Annotated in this window: 6 protein-coding genes; 2 read left to right on the plus strand and 4 right to left on the minus strand. The window is 70.2% G+C overall.

The window, feature by feature from the left end; genetic code table 11:
* Positions 1-522 precede the first annotated feature (522 nt).
* The 4 genes from HY049_03085 to HY049_03100 all read right to left on the minus strand — a co-directional run bounded on the left by HY049_03085 (position 523) and on the right by HY049_03100 (position 11,665).
* Positions 523-1,839, minus strand: a complete 1,317-nt coding sequence (locus HY049_03085; protein MBI3447895.1) for an FG-GAP repeat protein — start codon at positions 1,837-1,839, stop codon at positions 523-525.
* Between the two features lie 62 nt (positions 1,840-1,901).
* Positions 1,902-4,178: a terpene cyclase/mutase family protein gene (locus HY049_03090; protein ID MBI3447896.1), complete on the minus strand. Its 2,277-nt coding sequence runs from the start codon at positions 4,176-4,178 to the stop codon at positions 1,902-1,904.
* Between the two features lie 4 nt (positions 4,179-4,182).
* Positions 4,183-4,749, minus strand: coding sequence for a hypothetical protein (locus tag HY049_03095; protein MBI3447897.1), 567 nt, complete (start codon positions 4,747-4,749; stop codon positions 4,183-4,185).
* 19 nt (positions 4,750-4,768) lie between these two features.
* Positions 4,769-11,665 (minus strand): hypothetical protein, encoded by a 6,897-nt coding sequence (locus tag HY049_03100; GenBank protein MBI3447898.1) that lies wholly within the window; start codon positions 11,663-11,665, stop codon positions 4,769-4,771.
* A 312-nt stretch (positions 11,666-11,977) separates the two neighbouring features.
* On the opposite strand from HY049_03100, the gene HY049_03105 reads away from it, so the two are divergent.
* Together HY049_03105 and HY049_03110 are read left to right on the plus strand one after the other, a co-directional pair.
* Positions 11,978-15,358 (plus strand): hypothetical protein, encoded by a 3,381-nt coding sequence (locus tag HY049_03105; protein ID MBI3447899.1) that lies wholly within the window; start codon positions 11,978-11,980, stop codon positions 15,356-15,358.
* Entirely contained in the window at positions 15,355-17,220 is a 1,866-nt protein-coding gene (locus HY049_03110) for an HlyD family efflux transporter periplasmic adaptor subunit (GenBank protein MBI3447900.1), read from the plus strand. Before HY049_03105 ends, HY049_03110 begins: the two co-directional genes overlap by 4 nt.
* Positions 17,221-17,223 lie beyond the last annotated feature (3 nt).

Genomic DNA, 17,223 nt, shown 5'->3' on the forward strand with positions numbered 1-17,223 from the left:
GCTGATGAGCGCGCAGACCCGCCGCTCTTCGCCGGCCCCCGGCGTTGCGCCTCCCGCCCACTCCTGCGGCGCAATCTGCGATGAGTTGGCGGGGCCCTGGATCGTCACGGTGGCGCCGCCGACCTCGGTGATGGAGGCCTGCGCTGACTCCAGGGCGAACCGAACGGGGGTGACCTTCCCTTCCGACGCTCTCGGACTGGGGGAAGTGAGGGTCGCCACCTCCCCTTCCGGGTCGCTCATCGAGTTTCGGAGCGCCGGCCCATCGATCCGGATCGCCGGAAGCATCGACCCGGGAACGCTCGGCGTCCGATTCATCCTCCAGGACGGCCAGGGAAAGAGGATCCGGTGCTCCGGCGTCCTGAACAAGTTCAAGAATCCGGCCGGCAGCGACGGGTGGGTCACAGAGACCGCTTGCGACACCGGCGCGACGGGGACTGCCGAGTGCCGACTCAATCCTCCGGTGAAGGTCACCCTCCTCATCCAGAGGACTCTGATGGAGGGCGCTCCCGGGAATCGAGCCGATCAGTATTTGAAGACCAGCGCCTGGCCGGCGTGCAGGACCGCGTTCGGGCTCGCGCCCCAAGCACCGACGATCAGATCCGGAAGACCGTCGTTGTCGACGTCTCCGGCGTTGGCGACGCTGTCGCCGTAGTTCTCGCCGGCGGCCCCGGTCAAGGTGAAGTGGACCTTCCCGTGGGCTCCTCCGGAGACGACGAAGATCTCCCCACCAAAGGAAGTGCTGCCCAAGGCCCCGATGATGATCTCGTCCTTGCCGTCTCCGTCGACGTCCCCCGCGCCCGCGACGGAGGATCCCAGGAACGCGTTCGAGACGGCCCCTTTCACCGAGCCGATCTTCTTGAAGTCCCTTCCGGAGAAGATCGTCACCTGTCCGGCTGCCGTCCTCTTGCCGAACGTGGCGCCGATCGCTCCGACGACGATGTCGCGCCTCCCGTCCCCGTTGACGTCCCCCGCCCCGGCGACCGACCAGCCGAAGCTTGCGGCGGGCCTCTTCCCCGTGATCGTCTTCAAGGGCGTCAGGGTGGCGCCGGAATAGGCGATGATCTGTCCGACGTTGCTCCTGGATCCCGCGTCGTACCCTGGCGAGCCGATGATGAAGTCGGGCACGCCGTCGCCATCGATGTCCCCGGTACCGGAGAGCGACTGGCCGTAGTTGGCGGTTCCCGTCCCGGATCCCGTGAAGAGCACCGTGCCGTCGGCTCCCGAGTAGAGCCTTGCGAAACCTCCCGAGATGCCTCCCGGGCCGGGCGCGCCGACGAGGAAATCCGACCTGCCGTCGCCGTCAACATCGCCGACCCCGGCCACGACGGATCCGAACCGGCTGGTGGCGCTCGCACCGACGATCGTGTGGAGGGTGGAGCCGTCGGCTCCGGAGTAGACCCGGACGTAGCCCGGCGGGGCCGAGGCGCCCGGATAGTACGACGGAGCTCCCGCGATGATGTCGTTGACGCCGTCGCCGTTGACGTCGCCCGCATTCGCGACGGTCGCACCAAGGAAGAGGCCCCCCGCCTCGCCGGCGAAGGCGTGGAGGACGTGGCCGTCGATCCCCGAGAAGACGATCACAAGCCCTCTGGATCCGAGAGCTCCGGGGATGCCGACGATGACGTCGTCGTGGCCGTCGTCGTTCAGATCCCCCGCACCCGCCACGGCCCGCCCGAGCTTCCCGTCGACGTCCGAGCCGAAAAATCCCCAGAGAACCGCCGGCTGGGCGATCGCCGCCGGCCAGGAGAGCGCGGCGACGAGAAGCGCCCCCATCCAGGCGCGAGTTCGCGTCGGCGACGACGTCGATTGGGGGGCTCCGCCGGACGCGGCCGTACCCATTGTCTCCTCCTCCAGCGACGGGGATGTCCGGAGATGGATCGGAGTCGCGAGCCCGCCTCGACTCAAGGCGTGACCCGGATCTCGAAGTCGAAGACGTTTCCCGTCAGCGGGCCGAGGGGATTGAGCGCCGCGTCGAGCAGGCCGTACGTCACCTGGAAGAAGTAGATCCCCGTCACCGCGCTCGCGGAGACATTGATCTGGAACCCGATCTGCATCTGCGTCGCCGAGATGCGACTCACCGACGTCGTCGAGTACGTCACCCCCGCCGGCACACCCATCTGGCTCTCGGTGTAGAAGGCGACTTGATCGAGCGTCGAGGAGGCGGCCGTGAAGATCCGCGTGCCGGTGACGACCCCCCCCTTCGCGATCGAGTAGTCCACGAGCGTGAGGCCGATCGCGGCCGACGTCCCCATGAACCCGGCGGCGTCGACGCCGACGGCCGTGAGCGTGTTGGCGCCTCGGACCAGCGGCACCGACGCGGTGAAGGCCCCCGCGCTCTCCGAGGCGGCGACGCTGTTCACCGTCACGTTGATCGGCTCGGCCCCCGTCACCGTCCCGGTGACGGCCGCAGGCGACGCGGTGAGCACCGCGCCATTCGTCGGGCTCGTGATGGCGATCGTGATCTGCCCGAGGCTCGCCGTGTCCCTGCCGGGCTCGGCGCCCAGGGTCGACTGCCAGCTCGTCTTCCCGCAGTTCCCGGCCGGGCGGAAGAGGTAGTAGTACCCCTTCTTCACCGCCGGCACGTCGCCGAAGGTGCTCAGCGAGGTGGCGTAGGAGACGGCGCCTCCGGCGATCACGCCGTACGTGCGCACGCTGGCCAGATCGCCCTTGACGTAGGTGACGTCCACCGGGCTCGGCCACGTGAAGGTGTCCTTGTCCTGGCCGCTGACGGTCTGGCCGAAGACCACCGCCCCCTGGGTCGGGTTGAAGTAGTCCACGCAGTCGTCGTCGCACCCCGTGGTCATGCCGACGGTGCAGAGGTGATCTCCTGCGACTCCGGAGCAATCGCCGTCGGCGAGGACGCCGTCGCCGTCCCTGTCGTACTCCCACAGCGCCCGGAGGGCGAGGCCGGTGTCGTACGGCTCCTCCGCCCACGAGCCGTCGGGGTTCTGCATCGACTGCAGGGCCGTGATCGCGCTCTCGGCCGCCGCGCTGAAGGGGCACGGCTGGTATTCGAGGAGATCGAGGGCGGCGATCGCGGTCAGATAGCTCACGCCGCCCGTGCCGAAGGCGCCTCCGGGAAGCTGCTGCCCTTGAAGGTACGCGATCCCCGCGGCCAGCTCCGCGTCGAGATCGTAGTCGCGGTACCTCAGGAGGGCGAGAAGGACGTGCGCCGTCGTGTAGAGGCTGGTCGGCGATCCCCTCTGGATCCCCCACCCGCCGTCGCCGTTCTTCGACTGCCTCAGGTACTCAAGCGCCTCCGCGAAGGCGCGGGTGTCGAACGTCGGCGTCTGGTAGGAGGCGGTGAACGAATACGTCGCCGCCGAGGCGGGGGGGTTGGGGCTCTCGATCGTGATGTAGTTCGTTCCCGGGGTGAAGGGAAGGCCGGAGTCCGGGAAGACGATGAGGTACGTGCCGGGAGAGGGAAGCGAGAAGTACGGGTCGGCGCCGGTGGGAGGCGTCCCCTGCTTCATGCGGAGGCGCACCGTCGAGCCGCTCACGGTGATCTGGATGCGGGCCTTCGTCGCGCTCGAGGCGATCGTCCACGTGTGCGTCCGCGTCGTGCCGCCGGCGAGCGCCTCGTTCACCGCGGCGATGCCGGCCTTCCTCCCTCCGCCCTCGAGCGCGAGAAGAGCGAGCGACGTCGTGAGCGAGTCGGTCTCGTACCCTGCGGCGAGACCCCAGCCTCCTTCGGGATAGTTCGGCGCGGAGGTGTTCGTCGAGGCGACGTTGCGCGCGGCGAGGAGGGTGTCGAGCGGCGCGCCGAGATCGAGCGACGTCACGCGCTCGAGCGCGACGAGCTGCCGCGACAGCTCGTCGTTGTCGGCCGGCGCGTGCCCCGTCAGCCAGCCGAAGCCGCGGCGGAAGGGATCCCCGGGGAGCTGCGCGCGGCCGAGGGCGTCCACGACGGTCGACGTGTCGGGGTACTCAAAGGTCGCCCCCCAGGAGCCGCCGGCGTTCTGAATCGCGCCGAGGCGCGCGAGAGCTCTGGGAATGGCCTGACCCGTCGCCGACGAGGTGGCCTGCGCGTCCCCCGAGATCGCGCTCTCCTCGCGCGAGGCAGCGCGCGGGTCGTCGACGAGGCGGCGCGGGAGGCGCGGCGCCGTCGTGGCGCCCGCCGCGGACGCCGCGGCGAGAGAGAGCGCGAGACCGAGGGTGACGATCTTCGAGGCGTTCATCGGATCAGCTCCCCTGCTTCACCCAGTAGTCGTAGACCTCGCGCAGCCGTCCGCCCCCCCGGCGCCCGCTCGCGATTCCGTACGCGAGAGTGATCGCGATCCGGATCGGATTGAGCGTCGTCGCGCCGAGCCCGACGATCACCGGCTGCCCGTACTCGGCGTCCCTCTTCTTGCCGAGCTCCTGCTCCCAGCGCGCGTTCGGGCGCGCGCGGAGAATCGCCGCACCGAAGCACATGCCGGCGTCGAAGGCGAGCGAAAAGGAGCGATTCGTCAGCTCCGTCTCGGGGACGTCGAGCCATGGCGCGGCCCCTGTGATCGCGTCCTTCTCCCCTTGAGTCCGGCTCCGGGTCTGCACCTGCGTGGCGAGCCAATGGCCGAGAGCGTCGATCGACGCCGCCGTGCCGTCGGCCTCCCACGATGCGAGCGCCGGCGTCCGTCGCACCTCGTCCCGCAGCTCGACGAGGCGGCCCGGCAAAACCTCGTGGAACCATGCGTTGTAGTCCTTCAGCTCCTTCGCGGACATCTCCCGGAACTTCAGGGTGAACGGCGGCTGGATCGTCGAGTAGCTCATCGTCGGACTCATAGGGCACCTAGTGGATCACGACGGTGATGCCGGCGTTCTGCAGGGCCTGGAGCAGCGGACCCGAAGGGCCGACCTGGCCCGTCACCGGGCTCGTGAAGAAGTGCCAGACCGCGCCGTCGACCTTTCCCGACTGAATCAGCTCGGCGTCCTTCGCGATCTGCGTGGTGACGCTCTGCGTGAGGGACGTGTAGCCGACCTTCGACTCGTTGGCGACGCCGTTCACGAGCTGGTCGACGTAGCGGGCCCCCTGGCTCGTCTGGAAGAAGACCTGCGACTCTCCGCCGAGCTCCTTGAGCGCCGTCTCGCCGACGACTCCCGTGGCGCCGATTCTCGGAGCGGTCGTCGCGGCTTGCAATCCTGCGGTCGTCCCCAGCGAGAGGACGATCCCTATCCCCGCGTCGCCGAACTCGCCGATGTAGTACGACTGGTTCTCGCTGAAGCCGAGAAGCTCGGCCCCGGCCCCCAGCCCCTGGCTCGTGAGCGTGCGCGTCGCCTCCCCCGTCCAGAGCTGCCTCAGCCCGGCCTGGAGCTGATCGGTGCCGTGGCCTATCAGAAGCACGCCGCCGACCTTCGTCAGCATCGTCGGCTCCGGGGCGAGGAGCCCGAGGATGCCGAGCGCGTCCTCCGCGAGCCCGCCGACGGCCTTGAGGCCGCCGAAGACCCTGTTCCAGAGCGACGGGCCCTCGGGGGAGAGCCCCAGGGGATCGACGAACATGTCCGGGCGATTGTTGGCGTAGGCGTACGGGTTCGGGAACTTCGACAGCACCCCCAGCGGATCGTTCGAGACGAAGGTCGCCAGGGCTGGATCGTACAGGCGCGCCCGCTGATCGATGAGCGCGCCGCCCAGGTAGAAGGGGCGGGCGCCGAACCCCAGGGGAATGACGTCCGGTGTGCCGGTCGTCGCCACCTGCCGGCCGAAGAGGCTCAGGAGGCGCGTGCCGACGACCGCCCCCGCGCCGTTCGTGACGGCGCGCACGCTGCCGACGGCGTCGGTCATGGCGTAGTAGGCGTTCGCCCCCGACTCGACGGCGAAGACGTCGTCGACGCGGGGGGACATCGTGTATCGCGCGATCGCGCTCCCCGACCCGTCGAAGGCCGCGAGGCGGTTCTGGATCGCGTAGACGAGGCGCGTGGTGACGCCGTCCTGCAAGATCTGCACGGGGCGCTCGAGCCCGTCGTACGTGATGTCGGTGCGGCTCGGCCCGGAGACGATCGAGACGATCCGGTTCTCTGGATCGTGCGTCGTCACGACGGTGTTCCCCGAGGTCGGGATCGCCGACTTCCGGTTCCCCTGCGCGTCGTAGGCGTAGGAGGTCCCCGCATGGGCGACGGCCTGGTTGGCGGCGTTGAACGTCGTCGCCCCCCCCGCGCCGGGGTTCGTCGGGTTTCCGTTCAGGTCGTAGGCGAACGACTCCGAGCGTGTCCCCGGGGACGCGCTCGCGGTCGAGACGACCGGGCGGTTGAGGGCGTCGTACGTGATGTTCAGCGTCTCGAGCGAGCCGCCGAGGCGCTCGGTCAGGCTCGTCGGGCTCCCGGCGGGGTCCCGCACGTAGCCGAACTGCGCGATCGGGGAGGTCCAGTCGATGCTCGTCGGCCGCCCGTTCTTGTCGAAGAGGAAAGTCCCCGTCCTCCCGTTCCCGTACGCCACCGTCCCGCGCTGGCCGTACCCGTCGGGGGTGATCGTGGCCACGCTGCCCAGGGTCGTGGAGGCGACGCTCGTGAGATGCCCCGCGAGGTCGTAGCCGTACGTCAGGACGCGCGCCGTCGGGTCGGTGACGTTCTTGAGGTTCCCCTCGAAGTCGTACTGGTACTGGACCGTCTTCGTGAAGCTCGTTCCCTTGAGGCCGAGCGTCTCCGACGTCAGCCGGTTCAGGGCGTCGTACGTGAGATCGAGCGTCGTCTTGTCCGTGGAGGCGCGGACGAGGTTGCCGGCGCGGTCGTAGATGCGCTCGGTGAACGATCCGTCGGATCGATCCGTCCGGCGGAGGCGGTTCACGGGGTCGTACGACCGCTTGACCCAGCCCCCGTCGGGGTTGAGGACCTGCGTCACGTTCCCCGCGAGGTCGTACCTGTACTGCGTGACGCTGCCCAGGGGATCGGTCTGCGTCGAGACGCGGTTCCGGCTGTCGTACGTCCACTTGTACTTGCCGCCCGTCGGGGTCGTGACCTGCGTGCGGTTCCCCGCGGCGTCGTACGCGATCAGCGACTGGCCGAGATCGGGCTGCGTGACGCGGTCGACCAGGTTCCCCGCCGCCGTGTAGTGGTACGACGACGTGTTGAGCCTGGGGTCCTTGACGCTGAGCGCGTTCCCCGCGGCGTCGTAGGTGAACTGCGTGACGCCGCCGACCGGATCGGTCTCGGTGTCGACCCTGCCGAGAGCGTCGTACGTCCGGATCAGCCGCCGCTTGATCGCGGCGGGGAGGGTTCGCGGATCGGGCGGAACGGTCCCCACGCCGGAGATGTCGTATCGCGTCCGCTCGGTCTCGTGGCCGGCGGCGTCGAAGTCGAAGGTCTCGAGCTGCCCCGCGGGGCCGTCGGTCTCGATGATCTTGAGATTCGAGTCGTACTTGAAGCGGGTCACCCCCCCCCGCCGATCGGTCACCGTGTCGAGGTTGCCCGCCGCGTCGTACGCGCGGAGGATGTCGTGGCCGAGGGCGTCGACGGAGCGGGTGAGGCGCCCCGCCGCGTCGTGCTCGGATCGGGTCGTGTTCCCGAGCGGGTCCGTCACCGCGATCAGGCGGCCCGCCGCGTCGTAGTCCCGCGCGGCGACGCCGCCGTCCGCAAAGGTCGTGCGGACGCACCGGTTGCGCGCGTCGTATACGTAGCGCGTCGTGCGGCCGAGCTCGTCCGTGTCGGCGACGAGGTTCCCCACCGCGTCGTAGTCGAAGCGCCGCGTCGACCCGTCGGGGTTCGTCTGGCGCGTGAGGCGCCCGAGAAGATCGTAGGCGTACGTCGTGACGCCCCCCCGCACGTTGGTGAGCTGCACGAGCTGGCCGCCGGCGTCGTAGAGCCGGCGCTCGACGCTGGTCGCGCTGTCGGTCGTCGTGAGGAGGCGATCCAGGAGGTCGTACGTGAACGACCTCGGATCCCCCTTCGGGTCGGTCGCCGACTGGAGCGTCCCGCGCGGGTTGTACGCGAAGGTCTCGCTCCACGAGAGGGGCCTCGAGCGCGTTGCGAGCTGGCCGTCGAGGTTGTAGGTGAGCGACGTCGTCACGAGGCGCTGATCGGTGACGGAGGAGGGAAGCCCCTGAGCGTTGTTGATCTGCGTCCGGACCTTGAGCCCGGGGTCGGTGACCTGCTGGACGTTGCCGTGGGCATCGTAGGCGAAGACCATCTGGCGGCCGACGGGCCGCGTCACCTTCGTCACGCTCGAGTAGGTGGGGGCGTACTCGTACGTCGTCTCCCGGAGCGTCGGGTCCACCCCGCGCGTCAGGTTCCCGTCCGCGTTGTACTGGAACGTCTCCGTCGCCCCGAGCGGGTCGGTGTGCGACTGCATGAGGTTGCTCGCCCACGTCCAGCGATCCACGCTCCCGTCGGCGTGCGTGATCGCGGTGGGGTTGCCGCTCGCGTTGAACTCGTGGATCTCCGTCCGCCCGCGCTCGTCGATGACCGCCGTGGACGACTTGAAGGGGTTGTAGACGAGGCTCATCGCGCCGCCGAGGGGATCGATCACCTGGGCGACGCGGCCGTTCGCGTAGTAGCGGACCTGCCGCACGCCGCCGTTCGGCTCGGTGGTCGAGATCAACCGCCCCGCGCCGTCGTAGGCGTACGCCGTCACGCGCGCCGGCGTCTGGCCGTTGGACGGGCTCGTCACGAGGGCGAGGCGGCCGCCGCCGTCGTAGCCGTACGCCCACGACCGGCCGGTGAAGTCGGAGACCGCCAAGATCCGGTTGCCGGCGCCGTACGTCAGCGTGAGCGCCCGCGCCGCCGGGTCCGTCACCGTGGCCAGGCGCCCCGAGCCGTCGTACCCGAACGTGAACGTGCTCCCGTTCCGGTCGGCGCGGGAGGTGAGCTTTCCCGCCGCGTCGAAGAGCATCACGCGCCCCTCGTGCGACTCGAGCCTGTAGGTTCCGCCGCTCGATGTCAGCGTCTCTGCGAGCCCCGGCGGCGACACGTACGTCCCTGCGACCCCTCCCGCCGCGAAGGTGTACGCCGTCCCCTGGGCGTTGATCCAGATGACGGCCCCTCCGGGCTGCGGCGCCATGAAATCGCTGTACGGGTGGGTCCATCCGATCCCGAGGGGGCCGGCGAAGGTGCTCTGGGAGTTGTACGCGCGGCGGAAGGCGAGCGGCTCGCCGAGAGCGGGGATCGAGAAGTCGGTCTCGTCGCGGAAGAAGTTCCCGTTGGCGATGTTGACCGGATCGCCGGTGAGCCCGGCCCCCTGCCCGTTCCCCAGAAGGCCTATCGGTACGACGAGGACCGTCCCGTCCTGGAGGATGATCGTGACGGAGCCGCCCGAGGCGACCCCGGGGGGCACGGCCCCCGACGACGTCTCGCTCGACGCGGAGGCGAGCCCTCCCGAGATGATGTACCCCGCCGAGCCGGTCGCGGGGAGCTCGGTGATGTAACCGACGCCGGTCCAGCTGTTGAGAGGCGTCGGGTTCTTCGGCACCGTCACGCGGCGGCCGGAGGCGACGTCGGCCTGGATGCTCGCCTTCGTCGTCGAATCCAGCGTGAGCTGCGGGCAGAGGACCGAGCAGTTGTTGTTCGGATCGGAGTCGGTGTCGTCGATGACGAAGACCGGGATCGCCGTCGACTTCGCGATCTGCAGAGACTTGATCGTCGAGATGCCGGGGACGTTGAGGAACCCCTCCCAGAGGGCGTGCTCCTGGGCCGAGCCGTTGAACCCCGCAATTCTCCGGAGCTGCGCGGTGAGGGTGTTGTCGTTGTTGAGGGCGAAGTTCGTCCGGTTGAGCCGCGGGACGTCCACCGTCAGCCCGCCGGGGAGCGTCGTGAAGGGGGTGCCGACGACGGAGAAGATCTGCTGGTTCGCGAGCGCGGCCCCCTCGCTCACCTGCACCACCTGGCGGTAGTGCGCGAGCCCCGTCAGCACCTCGTCCCCCGCGCGGACGTCGTGGTGGTACTCCATGATCGCGAGGTAAAGGAAGGCCCCGATGAGCTCGTCGGGATCGGGCGTCCCCCCCGAGCTCTTCAGCGCGATGGCGTTGACGACGATCTGGGCCTGGCGCTGGAGGTGAGCGTCCGAGATCTGGTACGCGTCGATGCCGATCGCCGACCACTCCCCGGCGCGCAGCGTGTGGGTCGAGGTGCCGTCGAAGACGTCCCCGGGCTTTGTGAAATCGATCTCGACCGAGACGGTCGCGAGGTACGGGATCAGCCCGCCCGAGGCGAGCGTGGCGCCGTCCAGCTTCAGATCGGGGATGACGTGCACGGCGCCGGGCGGCGTGTTCGCGAGGCCGCCGAAGCCGTTCACGATCCCCTGCTCCGACGGGTTCACCCGGTACGAGACGGTGATTCGCTGGAGGGAGGTGTCGGGGAGGATGATCTGCTGGCTGAGCTGCGTCGCGCCGAGATACCGGACCCGGATCGTCGACTTGTGCATGAGCGTCGACGGGATCGAGGTGTAGATGGTGTTGAAGGTGAGGAGCTGGTACGGGAGCGATCTCGGGAGGCCGCTCCCGACGTCGGGGATCACGCTCATCCCGAACGGGACATCTCCCGCGCTGGTCCCCGGCATGTGCGTCTGGAGCCAGGTCGAGACCTGATCGCGGTAGAACTCGTACGTGAGCTGCGTGCGGGTGACCGAGAGGTACGTCGTCTCGTCGAAGGGGACGGCGGCGAGGATCCCCGGGACCCCCGGATCGAGGTTGTGCTTCTTGAAGGCGGGGTCGAGGCGGACCCAGGCGAGCGGGCTTCCCGGACGCGGCGCCGTCTCGACCTCCACCCAGAGGCGGTCCACGCGGTAGTTGTCGATGACCGAGCCATTGACGACGGGGACGGCGCTGATCCCCGCGGTGTTCAGGATCGAGTTGGCGGCCCCCGCATCCTCGAGGCCCAGCCAGTCGATCATCGACTGCGCCGGGATGATCGCCGTCCCTCTCCCGTACCGGACGTTGAACCCCGACGACTGCAGGAGAGCCCCCGTCAGGACGGCGAGGTCGTAGTCGTTTCCCCCCTTCGTCTCGAGGGTCGCCTGCGCCCCCTTCAGGAACCCGAAGTAGGTCTCGAAGCGGAAGTTGTTCCTGACGTACTGGTAGATCTTGAGGGGGTCGTGGCCGAGCTGCGTCGCGAGCGCGGAGATGTCCGGCGTGATCGTGGTTCCGGAGCTGATGCCGACGCCGGCGTCCTCGATCAGCGCGGGGGTCGCGACCATCAGGGCGGGGGCGCCGAGAGGCACGGGATCGAGGCGCACCTCCGGGACGGGGTTGTAGATCACGCGGCGAGGGGGGGCGGGCTCGCGGCTGAGAGTCCGGAGAGCGCTCTCCGCCGCCTTCTGGATGCGGCGGACGGCCCGGGCGACGACCGCCGGCCGCCCCGCCGACGTCCCGAGCGACGGCTCGAGATCGAGGACCTTCTCGACGGCGTCGAACGCGCCGCGAGGGACCGCGGGGGACGAGGCCAGCGTCCGCTGAAGCTCGTCGTAGGCGACGCGGAGGCTCTTCATCTCGAGGAGGAGCATCGAGGCGGAGTCACCGGTTCGCGACAGGTCGAGGATCCGATTCAGCGAGTCGTAGGTGGCGGCGGTGGCGTGCGCGAGAGGCGATCCCTCGCGCGAGCGCTCCTCAATGAGCTTCTGGATAGCGCCTTCGGTCGCGGCGGGGTCCGGCAGGGTCTGGGCAGGAGTCCACGGTGCGCCGGCGGCGGCCGCGACGAGCGCGACGACGAGGGGGAGGGACGCGCTCCGGAAGCGCCGGAGCCATGAGGCGAAGGCAGGGTCGCGCATCGTCCGAATCCTCCAGGTCGACAGGGAACCTGATCGGAGGCGGACATCCTCCGAGGGGGGAGGATCGCCGGAGGTCAGGTCCGGGCGGGGCGTGGGGAGATTGTACCGAATTTCCGGGTGGATCGTGCGTTAATTCTTCGGAAGATCGAAAGCGCCCCCAGCCGAAGGAGCGGCCCTCCGAACCCACGCCTGACGCCTCGAAGAATCCGGGCGGCACCGCTCGACAGGGACTCCGCGCGTGTTCCAACATGGTGGGGCTCGACGTCCGGCCCCGCGGCCCGCGGTGCGGACGTCCGGTCGGGGGCAGTTGACATGAACACCACACGGCGGCGGCACACTTCCGTCCTCCTGGCTCTCGTCGCGGTCACGGGGATCCCGTGCGCCATGGCGAACTGCGTCGAGCCCGGCGGCTTTGCGATCCGCCAGTGCGCGGACGTCGCCTTCTTCGCGCCCGTCCCCGACCCCAACTTCTCGCTCGCGTTCGGCGATCCCAACCGCCCCTTCCTCGTCACCAGCGTCTCGGCGGCCTTCTGGCAGATCGGCTTCGGGAACGGGAGCGCGAACAGCGGGCTCGGCTCGGACGGCACCGGCACATCGGCACCGACGACCTTCAACGGGAACGATCACGGCCTCGTGGTCGTCGACGTGCGCGACGCGCAGGCGGCGACGGGGAACCCCGGCGGCGCCGTGCCGACCGGGGCGGTCTGCCTCGGCGTCAACAACTGGGGGAGCGCGGGGGTCGACGGCTGCTGCGACGACGTCCGCGACGCGACGGACCCACCCCTCGCCGACGACGGGCTCCTCAATCCCTACTACGACGTCTACTATTCCCGCTACCTGAGCACTCCTGGCTACTACAGCCTGAGGGCCCAGCAGGACTACCCGATGGCGGTCCTCCTCAGGACGCTCCCGAATGCGGACTACTTCGCCTTCGCCGCCGTCGCGACAGAGAGTCGCGGCAACGACGGCTCGGGGGCGAACGGCCCCTGCCACACGACCGACCCGGGGACGAACCCCGCGCCGTGCGACACGACGCCCGGGGCCTTCCGCTTCGCCGACGTCTCGAACGGCCTCGCCAACGCCGCGGCCGGCGGCGCGACGAACGTCGTGCCGTGGCAGGCGACGCCTGCGCCCATCGTCACCAACGCGCAGCGCGTGGTGATCACCGATCCGAACTCCGATCTCCGCGTCGACTTCCACTGGGACGAGGTGGAGATCTACAGCGACCAGTCGCACCGCCCGAGCAAGAACGTCACGCTCTCCCCCCAGACCCTCGCGGCCGCCGCGGGAGTGGGCGTGAGCGACGTCTCGGCGAAGTTCCCGCTCGTCCGGTACGTGATCGAGGCGGCGGACGCGAGCGACACGACCTTCTCGAATCCGACGCTGAGCGTCGAGAAGACCTCGAGCCCGGCGCAGGTGACGATCCCCGGTGGGAGCTGCCTCCGCATCCGGACCCTCTTCGGCAAGAAGCCGCAGACCGGATCCACCGCGCGCGCCGACTGCCGCCTCGGCCGGTGCGGCGACGTCGGCTACGAGGTGGTGTCGGCGGCGGTCTGCCCGACCGCGGGGCTGTGCGTCCCGACCGGCCCCGAGATCTGCGACAACCAGGACAACGACTGCGACGGGACGACCGACGAATTCGCGACGTCGTGCGGCCGGGGCGCCTGCGCCTCGACCGGCTTCTGCTCCGCCGGCAACGACACCTGCGCGGCGGGGACGCCGGTCGCCGAGACCTGCAACAACGTCGACGACGACTGCGACGGCACGGTGGACGGCTTCCCCACCGCGTGCGGCGTCGGCGCGTGCGCGACGACGGGAACCTGCACCCACGGCGCCGACACGTGCACGCCGAAGGCCCCGACGGCGGAGATCTGCGACGGCCTCGACAACAACTGCAACGGAAGCACCGACGAAGGGAGCCCGGGCTCGGGGGCCGCCTGCTCCACCGGCCAGCAGGGAGTCTGCGCGGCGGGGACGACAGCCTGCACCCTCGGCTCGCTCCAGTGCGTGCGGAATACCGACCCGACCCCCGAGACCTGCGACGGCCTCGACAACGACTGCAACGGGGCCGTGGACAACGGAAACCCCGGCGGGGGGGCCGGGTGCGGCACGGGGCTCATGGGCGCCTGCGCCGCGGGGACGACCCAGTGCCAGGGGGGGATGGTGAAGTGCATCCAGAACAACCAGCCCTCCACCGACGTCTGCGACAACGTCGACAACGACTGCGACGGCCAGATCGACGAGGACTTCGTGGCGGGGCCGACGACGTGCGGCGTCGGGGCGTGCGCCTCGACGGGAACTTCCACCTGCACGAACGGCGTCCCGGGGACGACGTGCGTTCCGGGGGCCCCCTCGGCCGAGATCTGCGACGGCATCGACAACAACTGCAACGGCGCCATCGACGAGGGGAACCCGGGGGGCGGCACGGCGTGCGCCACGGGCCAGCTCGGCGTCTGCGCGGCGGGGACCGAGACCTGCGCGGGCGGATCGCTCCAGTGCGTGCGGAACGTCGCCCCGTCGGCCGAGATCTGCAACAACCTCGACGACAACTGCGACGGCGCGGTGGACGCCTTCCCGACCACGTGCGGCGTCGGCGCCTGCGCGTCGACGGGGATGTGCGCCGCGGGGAACAACTCGTGCTCGCCCGGACAGCCTTCGGCCGAGATCTGCAACGGCGTCGACGACGACTGCGACGGCGCGGTCGACGACAACGTCGCCGGCAACGGGAGCGCCTGCTCGACGGGACAGCTCGGCGTCTGCGCGGCGGGGACACAGACCTGCACCGGCGGGGCGTTCCATTGCGCGCGCACCGCCGGCCCGTCGGCCGAGATCTGCAACGACCTCGACGACAACTGCGACGGGACGGTGGACGGCTTCGCCACCACCTGCGGGGTGGGCGCGTGCGCCTCGACGGGGACGTGCGCGGCGGGGATGAACTCGTGCACCCCCGGCGCGCCGGCGGGAAGCGACGCGAGCTGCGACGGCATCGACAACGACTGCAACGGCCAGGTGGACGAGGACTTCGCCCCGGCGATGACCTCGTGCGGCGTCGGCGCGTGCGCGTCGATGGGCGTCACGACGTGCGCCCTGGGGACCCAGGGGAACACGTGCACGCCCGGGGCGCCGGCGGCGAGCGACGCCACGTGCAACGGCGTCGACGACGATTGCAACGGGCAGATCGACGAGGACGTCGTCGCCACCCCGACCACCTGCGGCGTGGGCGCCTGCGCCGCGGCCGGCACGACCACCTGCTCGCTGGGGGTGGCCGGGGACACGTGCGTCCCGGGCTCGCCCGGGGTCGAGATCTGCGACGGGATCGACAATGACTGCGACGGCACGGTGGACGACGTCGCGGGCGGCTGCGGCTTCGTCGTCGTGGCGCCGACGGCGGGGCAGGTCCTCGACTGCGCGACCCCCGCGCCGCCGACGATCCACTGGCTCGCCGGCGGGTATGACCGGTACCGCGTCTTCGTCTCGTGGGATCCGATGCTCGCCGGCAAGAAGAAAATCAGCAGCGGCAGCGCCCTCCTCACCGCGACGTCGTACGCCTTCCCGGCGAAGAAGTGGCTCCGCGCGTGCGCGAACGGCGGCTCGGGGCTCTACGTGGCCGTCTTCGGCATCGATCGCGATCTTCCCAAGGGGAACCCGCTCCGGAAGGCGTTCACGCCGATCGTGTCGGTGTCCACGAATTGACGGACTCCTCGACGACTCACAACGTCTCGGATCTCGATCAGGCCGCCATCCGGCGCATGGCGGAGGCCGTAACCGCCGACGAGTTCTGCTCGCACTGGCTCGATCTGCAGGCCCGCATGATCGAGGGGGTCACCGGCGGGCTCGTCGTCCTCGAGGGGCGCGAGGCCGGGGGCTTCGCGCCCGTCGCCTCCTGGCCGAAGGACCTTCGCGATCGGCGCGGGCTCCAGGGGGTGATCGAGCGCACGCTGCGCGAGCGCAAGGGTGTCGTGATGCGCAACGACTCCCTGGGGCCCGTTGACTCCCCCGACGCGATCCGGCAGCTCCTCGCGCTCCCTCTCCTCATCGGCCAGAGGCTCCACGGCGTGGCCGCCCTCGAGATGGCCCCGCGCGCGCAGGGGCCGCTCCTCGCCGCCATGAAGCAGCTCCAGTGGGGGATCGCCTGGCTCCAGAACTGGATCCTGAGGCAGACGGCGTGGCCCGAGGCGCACCTCAAGCACCGGCTGACCACGTCGCTCGAGATGGCGGCGGTGATCCTCGAGGAGCGGGACTACAAGTCCGCCGCCACCGCCTTCCTCACCGAGCTGGCGACGCGGCTCGACTGCGATCGGGCGAGCCTCGGCATCCTCAAGGGGAAGCGCGTCCGGATCCAGGCCCTGTCGCACAGCTCCGATTTCCGGAAGCAGATGAACCTCATCCGGGGCATCGAGGCCGCGATGGCCGAGAGCCTCGACCAGCAGGCCCCCCTCGTGTACCCGGAGCCGGCCGACGGCGGCGGGCGCATCCTGCGCGAGCACGAGGCGCTCGCGCGGGGACACGGCTCGGAGGCGATCTGCACGATCCCCTACGTCGATTCGGAAGGGGCTTTCTTCGGCGCGCTCCTCCTCGAGCGCTCGCAGGCGAGGCCCTTCGACCGATCCACGATGGACGTCTGCGACGGCGTCGCGGCGATCGCCGGCCCCATCCTCGAGGAGAAGCGCCGCGGAGGGCGCGCGCTGCCCGTCGCGGCGTGGGAGTCGCTGAGGAGCCACGTCCGGGATCTCCTCGGGCCGCGCCACTTCGCGCTCAAGCTCTCGGCGGCGGGCCTCGCCCTCCTCGTCGTCTTCTTCACGTTCGCGAAGGGGCCGTTCCGCGTGACGGCGAAGACGACGCTCCAGGGGCAGATCCGCCGCGTCGCCTCCTCCCCCTTCAAGGGTTACATCCAGGAGGCCGCCGCCCGCGCCGGCGACATCGTCGAAGCGGGGGCGCTCCTGTGCCGCCTCGACGATCGCGACCTCCTCCTCGAGCGCACGAAGTGGTCGACCGAGCGGGAGCAGTACGTCCTCGAGCACCGGCGGTCGCTCGCGCAGGGGGACCTCGCGGCGATGAAGGTCCTGGGCAAGAAGGTCAACCAGGCCGAGGCCCAGATGGCGCTCCTCGACGAGCAGCTCGCGCGCACGAGGGTTGTCGCGCCGTTCCGGGGCCTCGTCGTGAGCGGCGACCTGAGCCAGTCGCTCGGGGCGCCGGTCGACGCCGGCCAGATCCTCTTCGAGATCGCGCCGCTCGACTCGTACCGCCTGATGCTGCAGGTCGGGGAGTGGGATGTCTCCTACGTGCAGCCGGGCCAGGAGGGGCGGCTGATCCTGACCTCGCTCCCGGACGAGAAGCTTCCGTTCAAGGTGACGAAGATCACCCCCGTCTCCCTCAGCGAGGAAGGGCGGAGCTACTTCCGGGTCGAGGCGGCGCTGGCCGGGGCCTCCGAGCGCCTTCGCCCCGGGATGGAGGGGTACGCCAAGGTCGACATCGATCGCCGCCGCCTGATCTGGATCTGGACCCGCGATCTCATCGACTGGGCCCGGCTCAAGATCTGGTCGTGGTGGCCGTAAGCG

The sequence above is a fragment of the Acidobacteriota bacterium genome, from assembly GCA_016195325.1.
Classification (GTDB): domain Bacteria; phylum Acidobacteriota; class Polarisedimenticolia; order JACPZX01; family JACPZX01; genus JACPZX01.